This is a genomic window from Mycobacterium colombiense, assembly GCF_003284975.1.
GTDB classification, from domain to species: domain Bacteria; phylum Actinomycetota; class Actinomycetes; order Mycobacteriales; family Mycobacteriaceae; genus Mycobacterium; species Mycobacterium europaeum_A.
Map to the genome: position 1 here is coordinate 61,180 of NZ_QMEU01000009.1, position 21,858 is coordinate 83,037.

The window sequence follows — 21,858 nt, forward strand, 5'->3', positions numbered from 1 at the left end:
GGCTACCGGTGGCACGATCCGAACGTCCGAACTGCATGTTGGTCAAGACGCGTCTCGGCTCATGAGACGGATGAGCTCGTCGCGATTGTTGATGCCCAGTTTGGTGAATAGACGGTACAAATGGCCCTCCACCGTGCGTACCGAGATCACCAACCGGTCGGCAATTTGCCGGTTGGACAGGCCGGCCGCGACCAGCAGCACGATCTGACGCTCCCGGCCGCTGAATGGCAGGGGCCGCGCTGCGGCCTCGAGCGCCGGGGTGCGCACACCGCACTGGCTGGCCAAGGCGTGTGCCCAGGTCGACGATTCGATCTCCTTCCGACGGTCGCCTCGGCAGGCATGTTCTCCGGCCGCCTGAGCCGATGCGTCGGCGGCAAACGCCAACGCGCCGAGGTCAGCGAACTGATGCGCCGCGGCATCGAGGAGATCGCCGTCGTGTCGGGCGAGGCCGCGAGCATGGTCGGCGACCGCCCGCGCCGATGGAGTGTTCAACGTCTCGACAAGTTCCGCCACGCGCGCGGCCTGCGAACGATCGCCGAAGCGCACAGCGGTATGGCGTGCCCGGATCTCCGCCACGTGCATCCCGGCCGCTCGTGCGATGTCGGCTGCCTGCAGCGCGTGTGTCTGGGCGGCCGCCGGGTCGCCGTCGGCCGCCCGCTCCCAGGCCCGGGCAAGCTCGAGCTCGGGCAAGAACACCGCAACGTGCGGTCCGTAGGCTTTCTCCGCACGCTGCAAGGCCGCCGCAGCCGCCGCAGTCTCCCCGCGTGCACCCTCGGCCTGCGCATGCAGCGCGGCCACCACAAGCAGCCAAGGCGACGGAAAGCCTTGGGACAGTGCGGAGATCGAGCGGTCGAGGGTGGCGCAGGCTGTCGGTAGCTCGCCGCGGGTGACCTGCACGAGCCCGAGCATCGCATCAACCATGGCCTCGGCCGCCGGGATGCCGATCGCCATTGCGGCATAGCGCTTGTAGATCCGCTCGGCCGCGGGATAGTCACCGGCGGCAGTCGCGACCATGACCTCGGCAACTCCGATGGCGAACCGTTGCGATCCGGCTTTGCAGATTGCGGCCGCACGCAGCCCCGCCTCGGCTATTCTGCCGACTTCGGCAAACCGTCCGGCGGCCATCAACGCACCGCATGTCGCGACCGCCGCCCACACGGTCGCCATAGGTGCGACATCGGACTCGCACAGCCCCGGTCCGAGTTCGATAGTCGTTTGAACGTCGCCGCAGAAGAAACCGATGGAAACCTCCAAGGCATTGATCAGATGTATACCCTGCTCGGACGCAACATGCTGTTTCACGTCGCTCAATACCCGCCGCGCAGTTTCCGCGTCACCGCACCCCCACGCCAAGTTTGCGGCTCGCAGACACCCCCACCGCGCGATCAACCCCTCATCGGCATCATCGACGTCGACGTCGAGCAGGATGGCTTCCGCTTCCTCGCCGCGTCCCTGCCAACTCACCGCCTCGGCGAGCACCAAAGCGGCCGGCAGGCCACCGCCGCGGTCGACGGCGAACCTCGCCAGCTCCTCGCCCAGCGCCACATTCGACATCGCCAGCGCGTCGGCGGCCGCCTTGACGGCTATGCCCAGGTCGGGCTCCAGGTCGCTGCGCATCATGAACTGGGCCAATTGGATCCGGCCCCGCAGGTCGGGCAATTGCGAGCGTCGCCCCGCTGCCCGAAGATGCCGTCGCAGGGTCTTCACCAATAGACCATTGATCTGCCGCGAGCGCACCATCCCGGCGTGCCGGGTCGCCGCCTCACCGAGCATGGGATGATTCAGTTGCACCAGGGTGTGGGAGCCGTCGGTCACCAGCTGGATCAAACCACGGCGCTCCAGGTTTGCCATGGCATCGGCATCGCCGATTTCGCGCAGGATCTCCAGTTCGAGCAACTCGGCGGTGGCCAAGATCTCCACCACCTCCAGCTCCGCTGGACTCAGCGATTGCAACCGAAACTCCAACGCATCGTGAAGTTCACGGTCTGCGCGCAACGGGCCCCGAAGTTGCCAACCCTCCTCGGTGTGAACCAGCGCCCCGCTTTCTCGTCCAGCGGCCAAAAGACCACGTAGCAGCAACAGATTTCCGGCACTGCGCTCGAACAATTCATCAACCAATCCAGACTCGACCGGACCACCCAGAACCGCACCCGCCAGGAGGGCGGTCTGCTCGCGCGTGAATGGATCGACGTGAATCGTCAGCAACAGCCGTTCTTTCAGCAACGCGGTCACCGCATCCGAGACCGGCTCACCCGAGCGGATCGTCACGATCAACCGCGCACTGCGGCCGGCCGCGAGCTGATTGACCAAGGTGGCCGACAACGGGTCGAGCAACTGCGCGTCGTCGACGACCACCACCAGGTTCTTGTCCTGGCTCAAAGTGTTGTGCGCGGCGGCCAGCATGATCGCCGGTTCATGTCCCACGCCGAGACTCACCACCCGCGAAAACGCGCCGAGCGGGAGACCGCGGCCCGTTTCAGTGCCTAACGCGAAACGCACCGTACGGCCGGCCGACTCCACCGTCTTCGCCAGCATGCGGGCCAACGTCGACTTGCCCACCCCGCTGTCGCCGACCAGCGCCACGCCCTGGAACTCGCCGTTGCTGAGCGCCGCAAGCGCACGCCGAAACTCGGCGTCGCGCCCCACGATGGGCCATATCGGTTCATTCGGTCGTTGTGTCACGATCTCCCACTCCCACCGAAAACTTCCGGCAAAGCCGACCAGTACCGGTGCGCTTGTCGCCTGCCGCTACATGAAGGCTGTATTCGCTACTGCGAGATAAAGCCTGAAGAAGTCAAGCGAAGCCGAGGTACGGCCCGCGCTGACCTCGACCGCCGGTCGCTCCCCGGGTGAAACCGTCTGTGCGGGACCGCATGTGTCGACTTCGTGGTCGACGTTCGCGACGGTGTGCTTGTCACGGCCTCTCATGAGCGGGAGCGTATGGCTCCCCAAGCAGGCATCATCGGAATCCACAGCTAAGTCGAGTGGTCCGTACCGAGAGATAGAGTGGCGGCCGCCGAACTTCATAGGTTTTCTATAAAGAGTCAGCCGGTACGAGGGTGGTCACGGGTCCCGAAACCCGGGGACTCGTCGTCACGAAGTGACAACTCGCCTCGCGCGGACGGCTCCTTGCGGGTAAGACAGATGAGTTGGTCGCGGTTTTTGATGCCGAGTTTGGTGAAAACCCGGTACAGGTGTCCCTCGACCGTGCGTACCGAGATGACCAGCTGGTCGGCGATCTGCCGGTTGGACAGACCGGCGGCCACTAGCATGACGATCTGGCGTTCACGGCCGCTGAACGGAAATGGGCGAGCCGACGCGTCGACCGACGGGGTGCGCAAACCGCATTGGCTGGCCAGCGCGTGTGCGCGGGTGGAGGAGTCGAATCTCTTGGCGCGGTCGCCTCGGCGGGCGTGTTCGTCGGCCGCCTGAGCGGACGCGTCGGCGGCGAAGGCCAACGCGCCCAGGTCAGCGAACTGATGTGCCGCGGCATCGAGCAGATCGCCGTCGTGCCGCGCCAGACCGCGGGCATGGGCGGCAACCGCCTCGGTGAACGCGGTGTTCAGCATGCGAGCGAGCTGCTCAAGCCGCGCGGCTTGCGAACGATCGCCGAAACGCACGGCGGCATGGCGCGCCTGTAGTTCGACCGCGTGCATCCCGGCCAGTCGCGCATTTTGCGCCGCGCGCAGCGCGTGTGTCTGGGCCGCCGTAGTGTCGCCGGCGGACACCCGCTCCCAGGCCCGGGCAAGCTCGAGTTCGGGCAAGAACACCGCGACATGCGGTCCGTAGGCTTTCTCCGCCAGGCGAAGCGCCGCCGCAGCCGCGGCGTTGTCCCTCCGCGCGCCCTCGGCCTGGGCATGGCGCGCGGCCACCAGGACCAACCACGGCGACGGAAAACCCTCAGCGATCACCGCCTCCGATTTGACGAACGCGGTGCACGCCGACACGAGTTCCCCGCGCGCGAGGTGCACCAGTCCCAGCATCGCTTCCACAATGGCCTCCGCTTCGAAAAAACCCGTAGCCATCGCGGCGTAACGCTTGTAGGTGCGCTCGGCCGTGCGATCGTTGCCGAGGGCGGTCGCGGCCATGACCTCGGTCATTCCGATGTTGAACTGATGCGGCCCCAGCCCGCACAGCGCGGCCGCACTGAGCCCGACGCCCGCCAGGCGGCTTACGTCCGAAAATCGCCCGGCCACCGCGAGGGCGCCGCACGTAGGGAACGCGGCCCACACGGTCACAATCGGTAGTGCATCGGACGCACAGAAGGCCGGCCCCAGCGCAATGGTCGTCTCGATGTCGCCACGGAAGAATCCCATGGACACCTCCAGCGCGTTGATCAGCTGGATTCCGGCCTCGGCTGCGACCCGCTTTTTCACGTCATCGAGTGCCCGGACCGCGGCTTCGACGTCTGCACAGCCCCAGTACAGGTTGGCAGCGCGCAGACAACCCCACCGCGCGATCAACCATTCGTCGCCGTCATCGGGTTCGGCGTCGACAAGCACGCAATCGGCCTCTTCGCCGCGACCCTGCCAACTCACCGCCTCGGCGAGCACCAAAGCGGCCGCCAGGCCACCACCACGATCGACCGCGAACCTCGCCAACTCCTCGCCCAGCACGACATTCGACATCGCCAACGCCTCCGCCGCAGCCTCGATGATCACTTTGAGGTCGGGCTCCAGGTCGCTTCGCATCATGAACTGGGCCAACCGGATTCGGCCCTGTAGGCCGGGCAACTTCAGCAATCGGCCGCCCGCCCGCTCGTGCTTTTGAAGGGCCCGCGCCAATTTGCCGTTGACTTGTCGCGAGCGCACCATCCCGGCGTGCCGGGTCGCCGCCTCACCGAGCATGGGGTGATTCAACTGCGCCACCGCGTGCGACCCGTCGTCGACCAACTGGATCAGACCACGGCGCTCCAGACTTGCCACCGCCTCCGCATCGCAGATGTCGCGCAGAATCTCCCACTTGAGCCGCTCGGCAATGGCCAAAATCTCCACCACCTCCAACTCCGATGGAGTCAGCGATTGCAGCAGAAAATCCAAAGCATCATCAAGTTCACGATCCGCACGCAACGGTCCTCGAAGTCGCCAGACATCTTCAGCGCGTACCAGCGCTCCGCTTTCCCGCCCCGCGGTCAAAAAACCGCGCAGCAGCAACGGATTTCCCGCACTGCGCTCGAACAACTCGTCAACCAGCACAGACTCGACCTGACCACCCAGAACCGCACGCGCCAGTAAGGCGGTCTGCTCGCGGGTGAACGGATCGACGTGAATCGTTAGCAGCATGCGCTCTTTCAGCAAGGCGGTCACCGCATCCAGCACCGGCTCGCCCGACCGGATCGTCACGATCAACCGCGCACTGCGGCCGGCCACCAGTTGATTGATCAACGTGGCCGACAAAGGATCGAGCAAGTGGGCGTCGTCCACGACCACCACCAGATTCTTGTCCTGGCTCAAAGTGTTGTGCGCGGCGGCCAGCATGATCGCCGGTTCATGTGTTGCTCCGAGGCTCACCGCGCGAGAAAATGCGCCCAGCGGCACTGCGTAGCCCGTTTGGGTGCCCAACGCGAAACGCACCGTGCGGCCGGCCGACTCCACCGTCTTCGCCAAGACGCGCGCCAGCATCGACTTGCCCACCCCGCTGTCGCCGACCAACGCCACCCCGTGGAACTCCCCGTGGCCGAGCGCCCCGAGCGACCGCCGCAACTCGACGTCGCGGCCCACCATGGGCCACGTCGACTTGACTTCCCCCGACACGGTGAAGCCTAGTCTTGTAGAGGGCGCGTTGGCGCCCTAGCTTTTAGCAAAGCCGCGTTTGGCGAAAGCATGGCAGGCCCCTGTAAGCGTTCTCATTCTCGAATAGATAGACAAACCCAGGCGGCAGCGGGCGTGCGACACCAGGTGCGAATAAGTCACGAGTTCCCGGTCAACGCCGACGGTCTATCGCTGACGGCCACGCTGACCTACTTCTCGTACGCACCGGACTTCGCGTCTACCATGCGGCCCAGTATCTGCCAAATTTACCTCTATGTCGGACCTGAAAGCAAATTGTTTTCACCCAAAGAGATTCGACGCTCATGTAAATAAATATGCGGGTTGTACAGGTGTTTCATAGTTTCGCACGGCGGTGACGAGGCATCCACAGCAAACTCCTATAACTGTCCGTCCCCGTCGCAGGCCGCCGCCGGAGGCGGCACACGCACGCTTATCCACCCTCGATTGCAACGATGGCTAACACCGCCGACGAGAGCCGGCAGGTCCGGGAATTCGCGTCTCGATGGCGGCACCGGATGCGCGCGGGGCGCCTACTGCGCGACGTCTACAGCGGTACCTCACCCAGCGGTTCGAGTTCGCTACGCTTTCGCATGCCCGCACTCCTCCTGGCAAAAGCCTCTTTCCGTCGCTTAGCCACACCGAAGGTCGCGCCAACAGTGAACGGAGATCGTCAACTATCCCGGGATTTTCTGCCCGAAATTGGACGCGGCCCACTGATGTTCGCCCCTCGCCGTCCACCAGCAAAGCCAGGCCCGCAAGCGCGGCGCCAGGCACGTCGACCGCAATCTCCGGGTGAATACGCGCCTCAGCGAGGCGTACACAACAGTACACGATGCGGATTCAACCGTATGCTGTTGAAAATGTAAACCCGAACGCCTAGGCCTGTGGGTAACCGATGGTGAAGCGCTTCACCGTCCTCAGATGCCGAGGTCGTCGCCCGTACAGCGAACATTCTTGGAAGTACACTCTCTGGGCCGTCACGCCAGGCGCGCTGTAACATGAGTACACACCGCGAGAGATCTGATGAAACGAGAGTGCATTGGCAGCCGATGGCGCCCCCGCCAAAGGGTCCGACGACGGCGAGTTGGCGGCCCGCCTGAACAAGCTGTTCGAGCTCATGCGCAAGGCGGGCACGCCTCCGCTGTCTAACGCCGCGGCCGCCGCGGCGATCACCGATAAAACCGGCGTCCCGATCAGCCCGGCTTACCTCTGGCAACTCAGAAGCGGCATAAAGACGAACCCCACTGTCGCGCACCTGAGGGCGATCGCTGATTTCTTCGGGGTGCCGCCGTCATACCTGATCGATCGCGGCACCGACCCGGCGATCGACGCGCAACTGAATCTTCTGCAGGCACTGCGCGATAACGGCGTGCGCGACCTGGCGGCGCGCGCCTCGGGGCTGACCCCCCAGGCCCTCAACAGCCTGGCGGCGATCGTCGACCACCTCCGCGAGCTTGAACGGCTGCCCCCGATTTCCTCCCAGAGAGATGACCAACCCGATGGCGGCCTCGAACGCTGACATACTCGCGCTGACGCGTGAGCTGCCGATCCCGGTGCCCTGGGACCGGAACGTTTTCATCGAGAACCTGGGCCAGATGCGCGGTCGGCCGATCAGGCTGGTCCCGACGGACACCGCGGCGCTGGCGGACAGCCCCTGCGGAATCTGGTTGGCCTGCGACGACGAAGACCTGATTTTGCACGAGGCCGGCACCACCGACTACCACATCGACCAGATCGTGGGCCACGAGATCGGACACATCTTGCTGGGCCACGGCCGAAGTGGCGGTCACAGCTTCGAAGAGGCACCGGAATACAAGGTGTGCCGGCAAGCCTTGCCCGACATCGATCCCGCCACGGTGCGCGCGATATTGGGACGCGGCGACTACGCCAGTGATCAGGAGCGCGACGCCGAGATGTTCGCTTCCCTGTTACTGATCGCCGCCGCGGAGGCCGCCGAACGTCGCTCGATGATGCGCAGCGCCTTCTTTCATCGCCAATGACGTCAACAATCCCGGGTATCGTCGCGTGGCCCGTGATCGCGATCATGGCGATCCTTCTTGCGGCGCGGTTCCGGTGGTGCAGGGCCAACCTGTATCAGACCTACTTCAACAATGTGATGGCGTGGCTGCTGCTGGCGCAGCTGCTGCGCGAGCGCCGAGTCGAAGCGATGTTGTCCAGCAGCGCCCTCATGAACGTGACAACCGCCCAGCAATTATCCTGCGTTGCAATGATTTTGGCGTGCGGTGAATTCATCGGTTTCACCATGCTGTGGAACCGGATCTCCCCGGAGGTAACGCGTCGCAGTCACCGCTATTATCGCCTGGCCGCCGTCGTGCTGGCCGCGGCCTTCCTGGTCGCTGGCACCCGGGCTCGCGTCGCGGGCCAGCCATTCGAGGTGTCCGGCGGCTGGGATGCGGTGTTGGCGTTGAGCCTTTACCTGACCATCATCGTCATCTTGGTGGCGCGGTTGCTGTGGATGTTCGGCTCGGAGTTGCTGAGAGCCACCGACACCCGCGAATTGGTGCTCGCCGCCGCCGGGGTACTCGCGGTTGCCCTGACGGCCGCGGCCTGCCTGGAGGCGCTGGTGCTGGCGGTGAGCGATCAGCTCGGCTGGAGCAACACCGTGGCATTCCGGCTGCGGGTGCACGGATTCGAATTCCTCTGGATGGCCGTCATCGTCTATCTCTTCGGCGCGGTTCCGCTCACCGTGCGCCTGCATTCGTACCTCGGACTCGACCGCGTCAGCCGAACCTGGCGAGGTCTGCAGCCGCTGCGGCTCAGCATGACAGCTGTGGTCCCGGAAAGCAGTTTCAACCTCGAACACGACGACCCCGAGCAGGACGGCCGGCGGTTTCAAAAGACGACGCTGCAGCTGCACCAGACGGTCATCGAAATCCGCGATGCGATCCTGCAGCTGCGCCACTATGTCCGTGCCACCGATCCAGACGAGCTGGCCCAATTCTTCCAGACATACTCCGTGCCTGCCGACGAACGCGATTCCGCGACAAACGCTTTCGAGCTGGCGCACGCCGCCAAGGCCAAGGCCGCGGGAGACCGACCCGAACCACCCGACCAAGCCGTGGTGGTCAATTCCCGGTCGACGAGCCTCTACGAGGAAGCGGCCGATCTGTCGGCTCTGGCGAAATGGTGGACGGCGGCCTTGGCGGCGACCGAGCAGGTCATTCCCGAGGGACCCAAGATGGGAAGCGGCCTGCCGGCGTGACCGAGCGCATGCTCTCGCTAGACCGTCACACCCAATAGCGCATCGATCGCCGTCGCCACCCGCCTGGGCGCCTCGGCGTCGTGGCCACCGTATTCCAGCGCGTCGGTGGCCCAACCATCAAGGGCGGCAATGGCTTTGGGCGTGTTGAGGTCGTCGGCCAGGTATTGGCGCACCCGCGCGATCACGTCGGTCGCGTCCGGGCCGGCGGCCAGCCCGGTAGCGCCGCGCCAGCGGTGCAGCCGGGCGATGGCGTCGTCGAGCACCTGGTCGCTCCAATACCGGTCCCCGCGGTAATGCCCGGCGAGCAGCCCCAGCCGGATGGCCGCAGGCTCGACACCCTGCGCGCGCAGCTCAGACACCAGCACCAGGTTGCCCCGGCTCTTGGACATCTTGTGCCCGTCCCAGCCGATCATCCCGGCGTGCACGTAGTGGCGCGCGAATCTCCGCTCGCCGCGCACACATTCGGCGTGCGCGGCGGTAAATTCGTGATGCGGGAAGATCAGGTCGCTGCCCCCGCCCTGAATGTCCAGGCCGCTGCCGATACGGCTGAGCGCGATCGCCGCGCACTCGACGTGCCAGCCCGGACGGCCCGGGCCGAACGGCGAGGGCCAGCTGGGCTCCCCGGGCCGCTCGGCCCGCCACAGCAGCGCGTCGAGCTGGTCTGTTTTGCCGGGCCGTTGCGGGTCGCCGCCGCGCTCGGCGAACAGCCGCAGCATGGTGTCGCGGTCATAGCCGGATTCGTAGCCGAACTGCATCGTGGCGTCGGCGCGGTAGTAGATGTCGGGGTATTCGCCGTCGACGACGTAGGCCGCCCCCGATGCCAGCATCTTCTCGACGAGTTCCACGACCTCGGCGATGGCCTCGGTCGCCCCGACGTACTCGCGGGGGGCCAGGATGCGCAGCGCCGCCATGTCTTCGCGGAACAGCGACACCTCACGCGCGGCCAGCTCGCGCCAGTCGATGCCGTCGCGCTCGGCGCGCTCCAGCAGCGGATCGTCGACGTCGGTGACGTTCTGCACGTAGTGGACGTCGTAACCGAGATCGAGCCACTGCCGGTGGATCAGGTCGAACGCCAGATAGGTTGCCGCGTGGCCTAGATGGGTCGCGTCGTACGGGGTGATGCCGCAGACATACATCGTGGCGGTCGATCCGGCCGCCACGGGACGCACTTGCCGGTCGGACGTGTCATACAGCCGAAGCTCCGGGCCGCGCCCCGCCAACACGGGGACCTCTGGGGAAGACCACGACTGCATGGCAATCAGCCTAAGCGCGCCGACGATGCGACCCGCGCGGCGGGCCGGGAAGGGAGGCGCGCGATGAAAACGAGTTGCTCTGGTATCCCTGCAGCGCCAGGAAGGGCAGCTTCGTCGAAAAACATGGTGCGGATGCTCTCGGCGAAAGACTGGCGGCGCCGGCTCGGCCGCTGACGGCTTACGGTCTACGTGCCGCGGATGGCGCTCAGCAGGATGGGCGCCAGCTCGGCGCGACACATCACGAAGTCGGGCAGGTACGGGTCGAGCTGGTTGTAGCGCATCGGCGATCCGTCGAGCCGCGACGCGTGCATCCCGGCGGCCATCACCACCCCGGCCGGGGCCGCCGAATCCCACTCCCACTGGCCGCCCGCGTGCACGTAGGCGTCGACGTGCCCGTCGATGATGGCCATCGCCTTCGCGCCGGCCGAGCCGATCGCGACGGGCTGAATGGGCAGCGTCTGGCGCATCCGGTGTAGCACCGCGGGAGGACGGGTGGCGCTGACGGCGATGCGGATGGTGTCACTGACGCCGACGCGCGCGGCGTCGGCGGTCACGGTGTCGCTGCGGTAGACGATGTTGCCGCGGGCCGGCAACGACACCGCCGCGTCGGTGATTTCGCGCTGGCCGTTACTGGGGCGCTGCCACAGCGCGATGTGTACCGCCCAGTCGTCGCGGCCCGGCGTGGAGAACTCCCGGGTGCCGTCCAGTGGGTCGATGATCCACACGCGATCGTGGTTGAGGCGGGACAGGTCGTCGTAGGCCTCCTCGCTGAGCACCGCGTCGTCGGGCCGCTCCGCGTGCAGCCGCCGCAGGATCAAGGCGTTCGCCAGGCTGTCACCGGCATCACCCAGCGCCCAGGGATACCCGAAGCCGACTTCGTCGCGGACCTTCAGCAGCAACTCCCCGGCTTCGGCGGCAAGATCGGCGGCCAGGGCGGCATCGGTTAGCTCGTCGGCGGTTATCTCGTCGGCGGGGCTCACCGCATCAGTATCGCCGACGGCGTGCCCGCGAGCTTCACCGATGGCTGCGCCCGGCTGCGCCGCGCTGGCGATCACCGCTACATCGATGGCGGCGACCCGCTGCGCCCGGCTGCGCCGCGCTGGCGATCACCGCTACATCAATGGCGGCGACCCGCTGCGCCCGGCTGCGCCGCGCTGGCGATCACCGCTAGAAAGCGGGCCAGGGAATGGGGCGATGCCGGTTCGGCCCGGGCATCACCGGGCGGTCCAGCAGCGCGTGGGCGCGCCTGCGCAGCGCTGCGACTTCGGCCCGGGTGATGTGCTCGGCCAGTTCGTCACCGAACTGATCCTCGAGTGCGTCCGCCAGGCAGGCCACGGCTTCCAGGGTGTGATCGTCGATCGGCTTGCCGGCCCATCCCCACAGCACCGTGCGCAGCTTGTCCTCGACGTGCAGGCACACGCCGTGGTCGACACCGAAGATGTGGCCGTCGAGGTCGCGCAACACGTGACCGCCCTTGCGGTCGGCGTTGTTGACCAGCACGTCGAACACCGCCATCCGCCACAGGCGAATGTCGTCGGCGTGCATCAGGACAACCTCGTCGCCCGCGTAGTCGAGGGCGCGCAGCACCGGCAGGTAACCGGGCTGCTTGGTGCCGGCGGGAAACAGGTCGACCAGGTCCGGCCCCGGCCGCGGCTCGGTGTCCACCGCGTCGCCGGGTTGCTGCACCCATTGCTGCAGCATGCCCGGACCTGCCGGCCCGTGCCGAATGATGGTGTAGGGCACGATGTTCCAGCCCAGCTTCGCCGACACCAGATACGCGGCCCGTTCGCGGCCGGCCAGCGTCCCGTCGGGAAAATCCCACAGCGGCGCCTCCCCCGCGACGGGTTTGTAGACGCAGTGCACGCTGGACTCGCCGAGCGTCGATTCGCAGAGGAAGGTGCCGTTGCTGGCCGAGCGGATCCGTCCGATGACCGTCAGCTCGCCGTCGCGCAACACCTCACGGTCGTCAGACCTCGGGGTCATCGTCAGGCCCGAGCAGCGCACTGCGCCGATATCCGTTGGCGCGCGCGCAGATATGGCCCTCCGGGTCCAGTGGTTCGTCGCACAGCGGACACGGCGGCCGTCCCGCGGAGATGACGCGATTGGAGCGGGTGGCGAACTGGCGCGCCGACTCCGGCGTCAAGAACACCCGGACCGCGTCGGGACCCTCCTCGGTGTCGTCGAGCACCACCGACGCGTCGAACTCGGCATCGGTGACCGCCAGCAGCTCGACCACCACCGTCTGGGCCTCCGAATCCCAGCCCAGGCCCATGGTTCCGACCCGGAACTCGGCGTCGACGGGAGTGACCAACGGATCGAGGTCCTCGATCTCGGCGGGCTCGGGGGGAACCGGCGTGCCGAACCTGCGGTTCACCTCCAGCAGCAGCGCACCGATGCGCTCGGAGAGCACCGCCACCTGCTGTTTCTCCAATATCACCGACACCACTCGGGCGTCGTGCACAGCCTGGATGTAAAACGTGCGATTTCCAGGCTGGCCAACGGTCCCGGCCACGAAGCGGTCGGGTGTGCGGAAAACATGAATTGCGCGGGCCATGGCACTTCCCAAAATACCGGCAGTTGCCGTCGCCGTGCGATCCGATGGACCCACCCGCAGAATTAATCCGTGGAACCGCCGACCACCGCGTCGCTGGACGGCACTCCCGCGGCCGACTGCTGCGCCTCTCCGTTGGCTTTGGGGCCGGTGTCGGGCGTCGCGTCTTGCTTCGAGCCTTCCTTAGTCTCTTCCTTCGCCGGCGGCCCGGCGCGCAAGGATGCCGCCAGCCGCGCGCCGGTGTGGTTGACATGCAACACAAACGGACGCAGCTCGGTGTACCGGATCACACTCACCGACGCCGGGTCGGCGGTGACGCGCTGGAAGCCGTCCAGGTGGATGCCGTAGGCGTCGGCGATGACGGCCTTGATGACATCACCGTGAGTGCAAGCGACCCACAGCACGTCGCCGCCGCTGTCTGCACCGGCCTCGGCGGCCAGGCGGCGGTCGTGTTCGCGCACGGCGGCCACCGCCCGGGCCTGCACCTGCGCCAGGCCCTCGCCGCCGGGGAACACCGCCGCGCTGGGGTGAGCCTGCACGACCTTCCACAGCGGCTCGCTGACCAGGTCGCCGATCTTGCGGCCCGTCCATTCGCCGTAGTCCACCTCGGCAAGCCGGTCGTCGACGAGCGGCGTCAGGCACAGCGCGTCGGCCAACGGTTCGAGGGTGCGCCGGCAGCGCAGCAGCGGCGAGCTGACCAGCGCCCGGATCGGCAGCTCGCCGATCCGATCGATCAGGCCCTCGGCCTGTTCACGGCCCTTGTCATCGAGGTCGACGCCCTCGGAGCGACCGGCGAGAACGCCCGCCGTGTTCGAACTGGAGCGGCCGTGCCGTAACAGGATGACGGTCATATCGACCACGACGGTACCCGCTGGACGGGTCAGCACTAGCGCGAGACGGGCACCGCATGCGCGATGGAGTCGCGCACCGCAGCGCTCAGGCTGCGCTCGTCGGTCAGGTCGATGTCGACCACGTCGCGGACCGCCGTGGCGACCACCTCATCGGCCTGCGGCACGGGCCCCGCCAGGCGCGGCCGGTAAACCTCGACGACCAGGGATCGGTTCTCGATGCGGAACGAAAAGCTCCGTCCATCACCGACTTGTCCGTAGCCGCTGGCGGCAATGCCTGTCGACATGTCTTCGACAGCAAACTCTTTGTGCGTCAAATGACGGTCAGCGGTGACGGCCATGAGCTGACCATACCTCGCCGGTAGGGTCGGACGCAGGCGGCGTGGCCCGGTGGCGGCGAAAGCGTTTCATAGAATCTGTGTTCCGCGTGCTTTTCGCCGCCAGACCACGAGGGAAATGAATTGCTGCCACTGCCGTCGCGCCGGAAACGGGCAGTTCGGGGCGGTTTGACGGGTCTCGCGGTTTTGCTGTTGGCGATAGCCGGATGTTCGTCCAATTCGCTCGGTGGCGCTCCGCACACCATCGAACCGGCACACGCCGCCGTGTCGCCGCCCGCGTCACAGCGGCCCGCCGGCTCCGTGCGGCCGCTGGCCGGTCACGCCGCGGCGGCGGTCTTCGACGACGGCACGCATCAGCTGGTGGTCCTGACCCCGGGGGCCGACGCGGCCTCCCCCGCCAGCGTCACCGTCTTCGGTGATGCGCAGGTCACGCCCCGTGTCGTCGAGTTGCCGGGACCGGCCACCGCCTTGGCCGATGACGGCCACGGAACCGCCTACGTCGCCGCTCGCGGCGGCTACTTCACGGTCGAGCTGTCCACCGGCCGGGTGACTCAGGTGGCCGTCGCCGACGCTTCCCAGATCGATTTCACCGCGGTGGCCCGGCGCACTGACGGCAGGCTGGTGTTAGGCAGCGCCGACGGCGCCGTCTACACCCTTGCCTCTCCGACGCCGGGCGCGGTCACCAGCGCGACCGTCGCCAACCGCAACAAGATCTTTGCGCGCGTCGATGCCCTTGTCACACAAGGCAATACGACGGTGGTGCTAGACCGCGGCCAGACGTCGGTGACCACGATGGGCGCCGACGGTCATGCCGAGCAGGCGCTGCGCGCGGGCCGGGGCGCCACCACCATGGCCGCCGATCCGGCGGGCCGGGTGCTGGTCGCCGACACCCGCGGTGGCCAGCTGCTGGTGTACGGCGTGGACCCGTTGATTCTGCGGCAGGCCTACCCGGTTGCGCAGGCGCCGTACGGCCTGGCCGGCTCCCGCGCGTTAGCCTGGGTTTCGCAGACCGTTTCCAATATCGTCATTGGTTACGATCTGTCCACCGGAATCCCCGTCGAAAAGGTGCGTTACCCGACCGTGCAGCAACCCAACTCGCTGGCCTTCGACGAAGTGTCAGGCACCCTGTACGTGGTGTCGGGTTCCGGTGCGGGAGTTCAGGTCATCGAGCACGCGGCGGGTACGCGTTGACCGCGGCGCGGCGCAGCCGCCTGCCCGCGGGCTGGGACACCGAGATGTCCGACGAATACGAATGGGCGCCGCTGCGTTTGCCGCCGGACGTGACCCGGGTCAGTGCGTCCACCCGATTGTCCATCGAAGCCGAATACCGCGGCTGGGAGTTGACCCGGGTGCGGCTTTACACCGACGGCAGCAGACGAGTGTTGTTGCGCCGCAAGAAGTCTCGCATCGAAGGGGCGGCTTCCGAGGGGCGACGGCCCGACCAGCCGGAACTGTGACGGCAGCCCGGCCACGCGAGGGCGGACACCGGATGTACGGCCTGCTGCGACGGCTGTTTTTCGTGATCCCGCCCGAGCGGATTCACACGCTGGTGTTCGCCTTGCTGCGTGGTGTCACCTCGGTCGGCTGGACACGGCGGTTGCTGCACCGGCTGCTGGCCCCGACGGATCCGGCGCTGGCGAGCACGGTGTTCGGGGTGCGCTTCGCCGGGCCACTGGGACTGGCCGCCGGCTTCGACAAGGACGGCCTGGGGCTGCTCACGTGGGGGGCGCTGGGATTCGGGCACGCGGAGGTCGGGACGGTCACGGCCCGCCCACAGCCGGGCAACCCGGCCCCGCGGATGTTCCGGCTGCCGGCCGACCGTGCCCTGCTCAACCGGATGGGCTTCAACAATCTCGGTGCCGGCGCGCTGGCGATGCGCCTCGCGCGGCAGCGGCCCGAGGTGCCGATCGGGGTCAACATCGGCAAGACGAAAGTGACGCCGGGGTCCGCGGCCGTCGACGATTACCGTGCGAGCGCCCGGCTGGTCGGCCCCCTGGCGTCCTACCTGGTGGTCAACGTCAGCTCGCCGAACACCCCCGGGCTGCGCGATCTACAGGCCGTCGACACGCTGCGGCCCATCCTTTCGGCGGTGCTCGCCGAGACGTCCAAACCGGTGCTGGTGAAGATCGCGCCGGACCTTTCCGATTCCGACGTGGACGAAATCGCGGACCTGGCAGTGGAACTGGGCCTGGCCGGCATCGTCGCCACCAACACCACGGTGTCACGGCAGCATCTGCGGACGCCCGGGGTCGACGAGCTGGGTCCGGGTGGCATCTCCGGGCCGCCGGTGGCACGGCGCGCCGTCGAGGTGCTGCGCCGGCTTTACGGCCGGGTCGGTGACCGCCTGGTGCTGATCAGTGTGGGGGGCATCGAGACCGCGGACGACGCCTGGGAGCGGATCACCGCGGGCGCATCGCTGCTGCAGGGCTACACCGGCTTCATCTACGGAGGAGGCTTGTGGGCCAAGCGGATTCACGATGGCATCGCACAGCGGCTGCACGACGGCGGTTTCGCGTCGCTCAGCGATGCCGTCGGCTCCGCCGCCCACCCGCCGGATTGAGTCAGGACCCGCGCGGTCGAGCAGAAGGTCATCGGCATAGCAAATGCATTTTCATCAGACCCGCTTGACGCCTGGCTAGGCTGACTACCAGTTCGGCATAAGGAGCGGCTGGTGATCACGTTGGACCGCTTGGTGAACGTGCTGGGTGGCTATGGGGTCCGCTTGCGGTGGTCGTCGGTGCCCAGGTCGACCGAACTGCGCAGCGTGGTGATCCACGAAGCCGCGCCGGATCGTCTGGTGGTAGGCGATGTACTGCTGGCCATCGGCGCCGGCTCCGTTCGCGAAGCGGTGCGGTGGGCGGCTTCGGCGCGCGCCGTCGTGGTGTTGGTACGCGCCGGTGAGCCGATGGCGTTCGACAACATCGCGTTCGAGGGCGACGCCGAGGTCGGCGCCGTCCTGGTGGTTGACGAGGCGGTCACCTGGAGCGAGGTAAGTGCGGTCGTCTACGGTCTCGTGCTGGAGGGCCGCGAGACTGAATCCGGTCGTGGCCCAACGGATTTGTTCGCGCTGGCCGATAGCCTGGCGGATGCTGTCGGCAGTTCAGTTGTCATTCACGACGCGCTGTTGCGGGTGTTGGCGTATTCGAAACTGCAGCAGCATGCTGACCCGGCGCGGGTGCAGACCATCCTGGAACGACAGACGCCCGAGCAGCTGCGCGAATTGTTTGATGCTCGGGGCGTATTCGCACACCTGGGGGTCTCCGACGAACCGCTGTTTGTCCCCGAGGATTCCGAACACGGTTTGATCGGGCGTGAAGTGGTGGCGGTGCGCTCCGCGGGAGAGCTGATCGGATCGGTATGGGTGGCGTGTTCGGCGCCGCTCGACGAAGCGACGCGCACCGCCTTGGTGGTGGGTGCGCACACCGTAGCCCTGCATCTTCTACGTTCACGCGCAAGCGCGGATTTGGAACGCCAAGTCGAATCCGAGCTTGTGATTCGGTTGCTGGAGGGCACGGCTGACGCCGCCATGGTGGCGAGCAGGCTGGGTCTGCCGCACGATGGTCTGAGGGTTATTGCGTTGCAGGCGTTCATCGGCGATGAACGCGATGCCGCTTTGTTGTTGTCGTTCGAGCGTGCTACCACCGGATTCGGCTGGTCACGGCCGGGGCGCAGCGCTTTGGCGGGCAATATCGTGTACACGCTGCTGCCCGCCGGGCAAGCGGCGACGGCGCGGCGCTGGGTAACCGGTCTGCGGGCGGCCCTGCCCGAACAGGTGACGGTGTTGGCCGGTGTAAGTGGCGCGGCTGAGGTGACAGACCTTGCCGCTGCACGCCGGGAAGCCGAGGAATGTCTTGCGCTGCATGAGGTATCACCCGGGGCCGCGCCTCCGGTCTATGACGAGTCATGGGCTGACATCCTGCTGCAGCGGTTACGCGCCGCGGCGCGCTCAGGCCGTTCCCCGTCCCGTGGGCCGGTGACCGAGCTGGGCCGTCATGACCGCGCTCACGGGACCGACTACGCCGCCACGCTGCGAGCATGGCTGGAGGCCCAGGGCGACCCGGCCGAGGCCGGAGCACGGCTGAGAGTGCACGAAAACACCGTGCGTTACCGGCTGCGCAAGATGGCCGAGATCACCACTCTGCCGCTAGAAGACGCCAGAAAGCGGCTGGCGATGATGATCGAACTCGCGGCTATCGACACCGATTGACCACGCGCTGTCGAAACCCGACAAAGCGGGTCGGCGACATTGTCTGGCGGCGGCAAAGGTTGCGGCGGGCATCCGCACCATCATGAAGGTTGCCCACTCAGCGGACAGGTTTGGCTGACTGGTGTCGGCCGGCCGTGCGATGCCTCGAACCCATGCCTACTCCCCGATAGGAAATGCGATGTCCACCCCAGAGCCCGATCATCAACAGATGGCCAACCGCCGACCAGACGATGACGCCGCGATGGAAGCATTCACCCTGCCCGTGCCCCGAAGGCTGTTGGCGCGACTGTTTGGTCGCAACCCGCTGATACGCAAGACAGACCGAGTGGAGGCACTGATTCTGGTATTAGCCGTTGCGATGTCGTTGATCGCCGTACCCATCGGTGCCGCCGTGGGCACGGCGGTCCATGATTCTCGAAGTCGTCTCTATGCCGAGCAGGTCCAAACTCGCCGCCCGGTGACCGCGACTGTCACCGGGGAGAGTCAGCGTCGCAACCTTGACAGCCCGACAGTGACGGTTCCCGCTCGATGGTTCGCCGCCGGGACCGAACGCACCGGCGACGTTACCGCGCCGCTGAAAGCCAAAACCGGGGACGAGATCGAAATCTGGGTCGATGACCGGGGCCTTCCGGTTGCAAGACCGCTAAACACCGCCCGCGATGACGCGCTGGTCTTTGCAGTAGCGACCTGGTGGGGCGTGAGCCTCTTGGCAGTCGCCCTGTTCGCCCGCGCGCGCATCACCCTTGACCGAATCCGCTACGCCCGCTGGCAACAGAGCTTCGAACGCCTGGTCGAGGGACGGTAAGCAGCGCGACCTTGGTTTCCGAGCCAGTCCTTGCGACGGGGACTGAGTTTGTCTGTACACGAAGGGTTCTCGCCGCTCAGAGCGTGCCCACTGCAAGGCAGCCTCGGCAACGGCGTTGTCGGGGTGGGACAACCCTTCGCCCGACAGTTGTCGGTTTCCGGCAAGCACCGTCGTGCCGGCGCACGCCACCATGGAATCACGGCCCAACGAAAAACCGCGATCGCACCGGGATTTGGCCCACCATGGGCATCCCAGTCGTCAGCGGCGGCTGCCTACTTCGGCCCGCCCCTGACGACGCTCCTCGGCAAACGAAAGGACAACGCCCAAAATGACCAGCACCGAATCCATCTGGATGACACGACAGCAGTACACCCGCCTGCGGAACGAACTCAACGTGTTGCGGTCCGGGCTGGTCGTCGAAGTTCCCGACGACTTGATGGACTTCGACGCGAATCGCGTAGCGCGACAACGACGCATCCGCGAGATTCAAAAGCTGTTGTCCAAGGCAGTCATTGACGAGAATCCCGCCGGTGACGCCATCGCCGAACCCGGCATGGTGCTGACCATCCGTTACGACGTCACCGGCGAGACCGAGACTTTTCTGCTCGGCAGACGCGGCAGCGAGGGCGCCAATATCAAGGTCTACTCGATGGCGTCGCCCTTGGGCCGCGCTATAGCCGGCGCGCGTCCCGGCGACCAGCGCATCTACTCAATTCCCGATGAGACGGGACGACTGGTGACGCTGCTCAAGGCAGTGCCCTATGACACGCATTTGGCGGAGGGTAGCCGCGGAAAACCAACCACATCAACGACGTTCGCATCACAAAGGGTAGCGGCCCGGACTCGCTCGACGGCATAACCAGGGCAACGAACATGACCAGCACGCAGCTATACCCTGCCCAGTGGTGCGATCCTGGACGTCACGCTTCTCGACGCGGTGCCGTACGGAATTCACACCGCCGGATCGAACCGATGACCGGTTATACATCTTCGATTCATCGCATGATACCCGGATGTGTTGAACCACAGCCGGTTACACCCTTTCCTGACGCCTCGCCCATCCAGGGATGATCACATGATCTTCGAAGTAATCGACCCGTTGGCAATCATGTTCCTGTTGCTGGCGGGTTTGGGTCTAACCATGGCCGTCGCGTACGGACGCATGTGAGTTGCCGTCCTAAGCCGCCCCCAGTGAGTTGTCGTTTTCGCCGCCTTCCCCCTCGCGCAGCAAATCCTCCGGGTGATGGAACGTGTTGATCCGCGGTTGCCGCCGGTCGAGATGCGGCGGGGGTATCCATTCGGTGTCGCCGTTCGCGCGTTTTCGGGTGGTCCAGCCCTTCTCGAGAAGCCGGTGGTGCGGTCCGCAGGCCAAGGTGAGTTGGTCGATGTCGGTGCGGTATGTCTTGGCCCAATCTTCGACGTGGTGCACTTCGCAGTAATAGCCGGGCACGTCGCAGCCGGGATGGGAACACCCTCGATCCTTGGCGTACAGCACGATTCGCTGACCCGGTGATGCCAGACGCTTGGTGTGATACAGCGCCAGCGCCTTGCCCTTATCGAAGATCGCCAGGTAATGGTGGGCGTGCCGGGCCAGGCGGATCACATCCGACATCGGCAGCATGGTGCCGCCACCGGTCAAGCCCCTTCCGGCGGCGGCTTCAAGCTCTCTGAGTGTGGTGGTGACGACGATGCTGGTCGGTAACCCGTTGTGCTGACCCAACTCTCCGCTGGCCAGCAGCGCTCGCAGCGCCGCGTTGAGACCGTCGTGATTGCGCTGACCGGGGGTGCGGGTGTCGTGTTGCACCGCCTCTTCCGGCGGGGCGCCGTCCACTATCGGCGTGTCGTCGTCGGGATTGCACATGCCGGGCGCGGCCAGCTTGGCCAGCACCGCCTCCCAGCTGGCGCGCGCTTCCGGCGTCAACCAGCCGCTCAGGCGCGACATGCCGTCGGCTTGCTGATTGCCGAGTACGAGCCCGCGCATTCGTGCTCGATCCTCGTCGGTGTAGTTGCCGTCGGGATTGAGGCAGTCCATCAGGCGGCGCGTAAGCTTGGCGAGCTGATCGGGCCGGAATTCGGTCGCCTTGCCCGCCAGCTGGCGCTCGGCGTGCTCAAGCGTTTCGATGTCGACGGAGTCGGGCAGCTGGTGGAAAAGCCGACGGATCACCGCTATGTGGTCTTGCCCGATCGCCCCGTCGCGCTGGGCCGCTGCCGTGGCGGGTAGCAGCGGAGCCAACGGCTCACCCGTAAGCGCCCGGCGGGGACCCAGATCGGCGGCCTCGGCGATGCGCCGCCCGGCCTCGGCCCGGGTGATGTGCAACCGGTCGGCCAACACCCAGGGCAGCTTGCCGCCGAGCTCCGTTGAATCCCCTTGCTCACCAAGCTGATTGATGAGCTGATGACTTGGCGTTTGGAGCTTGCGTGTTACGCGTTCGAGTGTCTCCAAGATTGCCAAGCGTTCCGGGTTGGTCAACGCCTGATAAGAATGGCCCTGGAAGCGGGAGGCCAGAGCGCACAACGCCTCAACGTCGGCCTCGATATCCTCCCGGTTGGTCAGAGTCATGGGCGCGTCCCACCCAGCCGTGTGAACGGGCTGCTCAGCTCATATATGAGGGCATCCAGCCGGCCGACAAATAGCGCGTATCTCTCCAGCGCGTCAACCAGCTCGGCAGGCGTCATTGCCTCCCAGGAAAGCGCCTGGAAGCGGGAGACGGCCGCGCTCAACGCGTCAACGTCGGCCTGAATCTTTTCCCATGCACTCGAACTCATGTTCGAATGGTACGACGGCCCACCGACAAAACGCGCCGCCGAGAAACCAACGGGACGAAAGTGGCGTACGTGATTTGGGATGCCGGGCGCCCGGAG

19 protein-coding genes are annotated in these 21,858 nt (G+C 66.4%); 9 read left to right on the forward strand and 10 right to left on the reverse strand.

Annotation, left to right across the window (positions count from 1 at the left end; translation table 11 throughout):
* Positions 1-42 precede the first annotated feature (42 nt).
* Together DQP58_RS05675 and DQP58_RS05680 are read right to left on the reverse strand one after the other, a co-directional pair.
* Positions 43-2,646 (reverse strand): helix-turn-helix transcriptional regulator, encoded by a 2,604-nt coding sequence (locus DQP58_RS05675; protein ID WP_112707517.1) that lies wholly within the window; start codon positions 2,644-2,646, stop codon positions 43-45.
* Positions 2,647-3,044: 398 nt separating this feature from the next.
* Positions 3,045-5,723, reverse strand: a complete 2,679-nt coding sequence (locus tag DQP58_RS05680) for a helix-turn-helix transcriptional regulator (RefSeq protein WP_112707518.1) — start codon at positions 5,721-5,723, stop codon at positions 3,045-3,047.
* Between the two features lie 1,165 nt (positions 5,724-6,888).
* Between DQP58_RS05680 and DQP58_RS05685 the strand changes: the two genes are divergently transcribed.
* From DQP58_RS05685 to DQP58_RS05695, 3 genes are read left to right on the forward strand one after another with little or no spacing between them, the layout of a single operon-like run.
* Positions 6,889-7,290: a helix-turn-helix domain-containing protein gene (locus DQP58_RS05685; RefSeq protein ID WP_231998269.1), complete on the forward strand. Its 402-nt coding sequence runs from the start codon at positions 6,889-6,891 to the stop codon at positions 7,288-7,290.
* Positions 7,259-7,771, forward strand: coding sequence for a hypothetical protein (locus tag DQP58_RS05690; RefSeq protein ID WP_240629577.1), 513 nt, complete (start codon positions 7,259-7,261; stop codon positions 7,769-7,771). The genes DQP58_RS05685 and DQP58_RS05690 overlap by 32 nt, the downstream gene beginning before the upstream one ends.
* A 44-nt stretch (positions 7,772-7,815) precedes the next feature.
* Complete coding sequence (locus tag DQP58_RS05695; RefSeq protein WP_133259344.1) at positions 7,816-8,994, forward strand: DUF6545 domain-containing protein; 1,179 nt, start codon at positions 7,816-7,818, stop codon at positions 8,992-8,994.
* A gap of 17 nt (positions 8,995-9,011) precedes the next feature.
* Here the strand turns inward: DQP58_RS05695 and mshC are convergent, their stop codons facing one another.
* The 6 genes from mshC to DQP58_RS05730 form a co-directional block, all read right to left on the reverse strand.
* Positions 9,012-10,247 (reverse strand): cysteine--1-D-myo-inosityl 2-amino-2-deoxy-alpha-D-glucopyranoside ligase, encoded by a 1,236-nt coding sequence (gene mshC, locus DQP58_RS05700; protein WP_112707521.1) that lies wholly within the window; start codon positions 10,245-10,247, stop codon positions 9,012-9,014.
* A gap of 185 nt (positions 10,248-10,432) precedes the next feature.
* Positions 10,433-11,227, reverse strand: coding sequence for a 3'(2'),5'-bisphosphate nucleotidase CysQ (locus DQP58_RS05705; RefSeq protein ID WP_112707541.1), 795 nt, complete (start codon positions 11,225-11,227; stop codon positions 10,433-10,435).
* 187 nt (positions 11,228-11,414) lie between these two features.
* The gene (locus DQP58_RS05715) at positions 11,415-12,230 is read right to left on the reverse strand and encodes an SCO1664 family protein (protein WP_346427265.1); all 816 of its coding nucleotides are present in this window, start codon (positions 12,228-12,230) and stop codon (positions 11,415-11,417) included.
* On the reverse strand, positions 12,214-12,801 hold the full coding sequence (locus DQP58_RS05720) for a DUF3090 domain-containing protein (protein WP_007770786.1): 588 nt from the start codon (positions 12,799-12,801) through the stop codon (positions 12,214-12,216). Before DQP58_RS05720 ends, DQP58_RS05715 begins: the two co-directional genes overlap by 17 nt.
* 62 nt (positions 12,802-12,863) lie before the next feature.
* On the reverse strand, positions 12,864-13,649 hold the full coding sequence (locus tag DQP58_RS05725) for a histidine phosphatase family protein (protein WP_112707522.1): 786 nt from the start codon (positions 13,647-13,649) through the stop codon (positions 12,864-12,866).
* 35 nt (positions 13,650-13,684) lie between these two features.
* Complete coding sequence (locus DQP58_RS05730; RefSeq protein WP_112707523.1) at positions 13,685-13,987, reverse strand: hypothetical protein; 303 nt, start codon at positions 13,985-13,987, stop codon at positions 13,685-13,687.
* Positions 13,988-14,152: 165 nt separating this feature from the next.
* On the opposite strand from DQP58_RS05730, the gene DQP58_RS05735 reads away from it, so the two are divergent.
* The 6 genes from DQP58_RS05735 (at position 14,153) to DQP58_RS05760 (ending at position 19,855) form a co-directional block, all read left to right on the forward strand.
* Positions 14,153-15,175 (forward strand): YncE family protein, encoded by a 1,023-nt coding sequence (locus DQP58_RS05735; RefSeq protein ID WP_112707524.1) that lies wholly within the window; start codon positions 14,153-14,155, stop codon positions 15,173-15,175.
* Entirely contained in the window at positions 15,172-15,441 is a 270-nt protein-coding gene (locus DQP58_RS05740; RefSeq protein ID WP_066873471.1) for a DUF5703 family protein, read from the forward strand. The genes DQP58_RS05735 and DQP58_RS05740 overlap by 4 nt, the downstream gene beginning before the upstream one ends.
* Before the next feature lie 32 nt (positions 15,442-15,473).
* A complete protein-coding gene (locus DQP58_RS05745) occupies positions 15,474-16,544 on the forward strand; it encodes a quinone-dependent dihydroorotate dehydrogenase (protein WP_112707525.1) in 1,071 nt (356 codons plus the stop codon).
* Positions 16,545-16,655: 111 nt separating this feature from the next.
* The gene (locus DQP58_RS05750; RefSeq protein WP_112707526.1) at positions 16,656-18,191 is read left to right on the forward strand and encodes a PucR family transcriptional regulator; all 1,536 of its coding nucleotides are present in this window, start codon (positions 16,656-16,658) and stop codon (positions 18,189-18,191) included.
* A gap of 178 nt (positions 18,192-18,369) precedes the next feature.
* Positions 18,370-18,996 carry an Rv1733c family protein gene (locus tag DQP58_RS05755; RefSeq protein ID WP_112707527.1) on the forward strand — a complete coding sequence of 209 codons (627 nt, stop codon included), beginning with the start codon at positions 18,370-18,372 and terminating at the stop codon, positions 18,994-18,996.
* Between the two features lie 328 nt (positions 18,997-19,324).
* Entirely contained in the window at positions 19,325-19,855 is a 531-nt protein-coding gene (locus tag DQP58_RS05760; RefSeq protein WP_112707528.1) for a GreA/GreB family elongation factor, read from the forward strand.
* 318 nt (positions 19,856-20,173) lie between these two features.
* Here DQP58_RS05760 and DQP58_RS05765 read toward each other — a convergent pair whose 3' ends face one another.
* The gene (locus DQP58_RS05765) at positions 20,174-21,556 is read right to left on the reverse strand and encodes an HNH endonuclease signature motif containing protein (RefSeq protein WP_112707529.1); all 1,383 of its coding nucleotides are present in this window, start codon (positions 21,554-21,556) and stop codon (positions 20,174-20,176) included.
* The gene (locus tag DQP58_RS05770; protein WP_112707530.1) at positions 21,553-21,762 is read right to left on the reverse strand and encodes a hypothetical protein; all 210 of its coding nucleotides are present in this window, start codon (positions 21,760-21,762) and stop codon (positions 21,553-21,555) included. The genes DQP58_RS05765 and DQP58_RS05770 overlap by 4 nt, the downstream gene beginning before the upstream one ends.
* Positions 21,763-21,858 lie beyond the last annotated feature (96 nt).

Bases quoted from the DNA above. Each gene is read 5' to 3' on its own strand.
- DQP58_RS05725 (WP_112707522.1), bottom strand. From the start codon at position 13,649: ATGACCGTCATCCTGTTACGGCACGGCCGCTCCAGTTCGAACACGGCG.
- DQP58_RS05715 (WP_346427265.1), bottom strand. From the start codon at position 12,230: ATGACCCCGAGGTCTGACGACCGTGAGGTGTTGCGCGACGGCGAGCTG.
- DQP58_RS05730 (WP_112707523.1), bottom strand. From the start codon at position 13,987: ATGGCCGTCACCGCTGACCGTCATTTGACGCACAAAGAGTTTGCTGTC.
- DQP58_RS05690 (WP_240629577.1), top strand. From the start codon at position 7,259: ATGACCAACCCGATGGCGGCCTCGAACGCTGACATACTCGCGCTGACG.
- DQP58_RS05680 (WP_112707518.1), bottom strand. From the start codon at position 5,723: ATGGTGGGCCGCGACGTCGAGTTGCGGCGGTCGCTCGGGGCGCTCGGC.
- DQP58_RS05765 (WP_112707529.1), bottom strand. From the start codon at position 21,556: ATGACTCTGACCAACCGGGAGGATATCGAGGCCGACGTTGAGGCGTTG.
- DQP58_RS05755 (WP_112707527.1), top strand. From the start codon at position 18,370: ATGTCCACCCCAGAGCCCGATCATCAACAGATGGCCAACCGCCGACCA.
- DQP58_RS05770 (WP_112707530.1), bottom strand. From the start codon at position 21,762: ATGAGTTCGAGTGCATGGGAAAAGATTCAGGCCGACGTTGACGCGTTG.
- DQP58_RS05760 (WP_112707528.1), top strand. From the start codon at position 19,325: ATGACCAGCACCGAATCCATCTGGATGACACGACAGCAGTACACCCGC.
- mshC (WP_112707521.1), bottom strand. From the start codon at position 10,247: ATGCAGTCGTGGTCTTCCCCAGAGGTCCCCGTGTTGGCGGGGCGCGGC.
- DQP58_RS05685 (WP_231998269.1), top strand. From the start codon at position 6,889: ATGCGCAAGGCGGGCACGCCTCCGCTGTCTAACGCCGCGGCCGCCGCG.
- DQP58_RS05720 (WP_007770786.1), bottom strand. From the start codon at position 12,801: ATGGCCCGCGCAATTCATGTTTTCCGCACACCCGACCGCTTCGTGGCC.
- DQP58_RS05745 (WP_112707525.1), top strand. From the start codon at position 15,474: ATGTACGGCCTGCTGCGACGGCTGTTTTTCGTGATCCCGCCCGAGCGG.
- DQP58_RS05695 (WP_133259344.1), top strand. From the start codon at position 7,816: ATGGCGATCCTTCTTGCGGCGCGGTTCCGGTGGTGCAGGGCCAACCTG.